The sequence below is a fragment of the Acidovorax sp. SUPP950 genome, assembly GCF_030158935.1.
Lineage (GTDB): Bacteria > Pseudomonadota > Gammaproteobacteria > Burkholderiales > Burkholderiaceae_C > Paracidovorax.
In genome coordinates this window covers 1-3,968 of sequence record NZ_BQXE01000016.1, presented here as the reverse complement: position 1 = coordinate 3,968, position 3,968 = coordinate 1, and the positions used below count along the sequence as shown (strand labels likewise).

The window sequence follows — 3,968 nt, the reverse complement described above, 5'->3', positions numbered from 1 at the left end:
TGCAGGCTGCGCGCGACCTCCCGGTGCAGCGCATCGCGTTCGATGGCCAGCACCGGGGTCTTGTCCAGCAGCAGCCCGTGCACGTGGCCCGAGCCGTAGGCCAGCCAGTCCAGCTCGCCCAGGCCCTGCAGTTGGCTGCCCAGCCGCTGCCCCAGCGCCCCCAGGCGGTGTGCGATGCGGTGTTCGAACTCGGGCTCCGCCTCGCCGCCCCGCAGGGGCGCGGCATGCGCCTGCCGGTACAGGGTCTGCGCCTCGCCCGTGGCCCGCCCGAAGGCATCGCGCTCCAGGGCCACGCGGGTGTCGGCGATGAGGCGGTGGGCCTGCAGGCGCTGCGCGGCTTCGGCCAGGGCCGGATCGGGCTCTGCGGCAGAGGTTGCGCCCAGGGCCAGCAGGGCTTGCAGCAGCGGGGCGGGCACGTCCAGCCATTGCTCGCCCAGGGTCTGGGGTTGGGTCTGGGGGTGGGTCTGGGGGTGGGCGCGGCCTTGTTCTGCCGCCCAGGGCAGGTGCGCGCTCCACGTGCGGGCCACGGCGAGGGCGCCGCGGTCGTCGTACTCGTAGGCCTGGATCTGCAGGCTCTCGCCGCGGTCATGGGCGCTGGCGTCGTTGCCCTGCGCGCTTGGCAGGCCCGGGGAGCGGACCAGGACACGGGCCACGATGCGTCCACCCGCATCGTGGTGGTTGCGGCTCCTCACGGTGGCGCCCAGCCCTTGGGCTGCCGTCCCCTGCCCGGCCATTCCTTGCCCAGCCATCCCCTGCACGCCCGGGTGGTGGCCCTGCCCGTGCCCGTCGCTCTTGTGCACAAGCTGGCCGGCCGCGTCGTAGCCATAGACCTGCACGCGCCCGTCGAATCCCACCTCTTGCACCAGCCGGTCCTGCACGTCGTGCACGAAGCGGGTGACGGCCTGGTTCTCGTTGATGAGCTCCACCAGACGGCCCGCCACGTCGTAGCGCAGCGCGAATCCCTGGCCGGCCTGGGTTTGCGCGACGACGCGGCCCCACAGGTCGTGCCCGTAGGTGACGGAGGTGCTGGGCAGGGCGCTGTGGCCCGCGGCATCCCCCTCCCCCACGGGCTGCGCACTGTGCGTGGCCGCCTGCAATTGGCCGTTCGGGCCCCAGCGGTATTGCACCTGCGAGCCGTCGGGCGCCATGACGCGGGTGGGCCGGCCCGCGCCGTCGTACTGGTAGCGCGTGCGCTGGTTCAGGGCATCGATGCTCTCGCGCACTTCGCCAAAGGCGCCGTAGTGCCAGGCATGCACCCGGCCCGAGCAGTCGGTGTGGCGCGTGAGTTGCCCGCAGCCGTTGTAGGCCAGTTCCTTGCGCCCGCCCTGCGCGTCGATGACGGCCACGGGCTGGTCGCACCAGGGCTGCGTGGCGGGGTCGATGGCGCCCTCGGCGGTCAGGGGGGCGTATTCGAAGCGGGTGGCCAGGGCCGGGGCATCCAGGCCCTGGGGATCGCCCACGGTCACCTGCCGCAGCCGGCCCCAGGCGTCGTAGTCCATGTGGGTTGGCAGCGCCCCCAGGCCCACGCTCTGCAGCAGCAGGCCGTCCTGCGCCGAGCCTGCCTCGCCCCAGCGATAGCGGGTGCTGCGCCCGTCGGGGTGCTGCGTGCCCAGCAGCCGCCCGGCGCCGTCGTAGCGCCACCAGATGGTGCGCCCCAGCGGATCGGTGTGCGCCACGCGCCGGCCCGCGCTGTCGTAGCGGTCGCGCTGCTCGGCGCCATCGGGCAGCACGAGGCGCACCAGGCGCTTGTCTCCGCCCGCGCCTTCGAAGTGGTAGCGGGTGAGCCGGTTCAGGCTGTCGCGCACGCGCACTTCGCTCACCGGCACGGGCTGCAGCATGGGCTGCGGGGTGTCGGGGACTGGGGTGTCGGGGTCCGTCTCGGACTCGCCGAGCGCAGCGGGGGTGGCCGCCTGGGTGGCGAAGGGAGTGGCGGGGGGATCGCGGTATTCGAAGAGGTATGACAGTCCCTGCTCGTTGTGCTGCTCCACCACGCGGGCGCCGGGCCGGGGCATGGCCACGCCCTGGTCTTCATAGACGTAGGTGTGCAGCGGTCCACTGCGCACCCGGTGGCGCACCATGCGGTGCACCCGGTCGTAGCCGAACTCGCGCGTGCGCTGGCCGTCCCGCCTCAGTACCTCCACCAGGTCGCCCGCGCTGTCGTAGCGGTAGCGCACCAGCGGCACCCGGTAGCCCGGGCCGGTGCAGGCCGCATCCAGCGGGTTGTGCACGCAGTCCACGCCGGTCAGGCGCTCGCCGCTGTCCGGGCCGAGCAGCGGGTGGGCGGTGGCGGTGGCGGTGGTAGTGGTTGGGGCCGCGGCGGCGGCCCCCTCCCGGTCCCGCTCCCGGTTGTAGTGCAGCGCATAGCGCCGCCCGCTGCCGTCGGTGATGCCGGCCAGCCGCCCGTGCTCGTCGTATCCGTAGTGCTGGCTGCGCCCGAAGCGGTCCAGCACCCGGCCCACGCGGTGGTGCCCGTCCTCCCCCGGCCACAGCAGCCACGCGGTGGTTCCGTTGCCCGAGGCGGCGATCACGCACCGCGCGTCGGCCCGGGCCTCTTGGGGCACGTGGGCCCAGCGCGGCTGCCAGGCCCAGGGCTGCAGCTCGCTAGGAATGCGCGAGGCAGGCGCGCCGGCAGGCAACGCGCTGCCCGCACCGCCACCTCGCATCAGCCACAGGTCTTCGCTGGCGCTGTACAGCGCTTCGCCGGGCGCCAGCGGCTCGCCGAAGGTGATGGCCCGCCCCCCGGTGTCCAGCAGCACGGTGCGCCCTGCCTCCAGTCGCACGGCGATCTCCATGGGCAGCTTCCAGCCGTAGCCCAGCAGCCCGCAGGCCGCCCCGTGCTCTTCGTTCACGTAGCTGCTGTACTGGCGCTGCCACACGAGCGGCATCGGCCCGGGCAGGCTGAAGTCCAGCTCGTCCCCGCCCATCAGCACCTTGGCCCCCAGCGCCGGGTTGACGGGGCTGCCCACCGCCATGCCGCCCGGGCACACGGAGCACGCCACGCCCCCCGCCGAGCCGATCAGCACGGTGGCCGAGCCCTGAACGATCGGCCCGCCCTTTTGGGTCATGTCGCTTTGCCGTGCCGCTGGTTTGCCACTCATGCTGTCGCTCTTTCTTGGGATCGTTTGCCGGGTTCAGGCAAGGGGGAGAGGTAAGTCTTTGCGCCAATCGCCTCGGGGCTCTGGCCATCGCATCAGGTTTGGGGCCGCGCCAGCGCGCGAAGGCCCTGCAGGGCAGCCCCCGCCGGCCCGCCTCAGCAGTTGAGCTTGTCCAGGCTGGACAGCACTTCGATCAGCGCCGGCGTGAGCCGCACGGTGCTCGCCCCGCAGCGCAGGGTGATCTCCTGGTCCGCCTCCAGCGTGATCTGCTGCGCCTTCACAGCCAGCGCCTTGCCCACCTGCAGGCTGTCGCCACCCGTCACCTGCGCGCTGCGGTCCCCGCCCACGCTCACGCTGTCGTCCTTGCCCACGCTGCGGCTCCAGTGCATGCCCACCAGGTCGTTGCGCACCATGCCAACGTTCACGCTGTAGGCCATGCCGATGTTCATCATCTTGGCCATGCCGACGTTCTGCAGCGCCACCATGCCCACGGTCTCGGTTTTCATCTTCCCGACCTGGATGGTCCAGTTGCTGCCGATCTGGTCTTTCTCGTTCTTGCCGATGGTCTTGCTGCGGTTCTTGCCGATGCTCACCGTCTCGTCGATGCCGACGTCTTCGCTTCGGTTGTCGCCGATGCTGATCTTTTCGTCGTGGTCCACCCGCTCGGTGCGGTTGGAATGGACGGTGATGGTCTCGTCGCCATCGACTTCCTCGGTGCGCCAGCCGTGCACGGTGATCTTTTCGTTGCGGTCCACGGTCTCGGTGCGGTCGCGGTGGATGACGTTGGTCTCGTCCCGGTCGATGGTCTTGCGCCGGTCGTTCCCGACCCACTTGTCCTCGTCGTTCTCCACTTCGGTGAGCTGGTCCTTTTGC

2 protein-coding genes are annotated in these 3,968 nt (G+C 71.7%); both read right to left on the bottom strand.

The features are described 5' to 3' along the window. Positions 1–3,098: DUF6531 domain-containing protein (locus AVME950_RS24200; protein WP_284431730.1), on the bottom strand; the 3,098-nt coding region annotated here is incomplete at its 3' end. Positions 3,099–3,250: 152 nt separating this feature from the next. Beyond that, a partial coding sequence (locus AVME950_RS24195) for a bacteriophage T4 gp5 trimerization domain-containing protein (RefSeq protein WP_502869452.1) occupies positions 3,251–3,968 on the bottom strand: 718 nt, incomplete at its 5' end.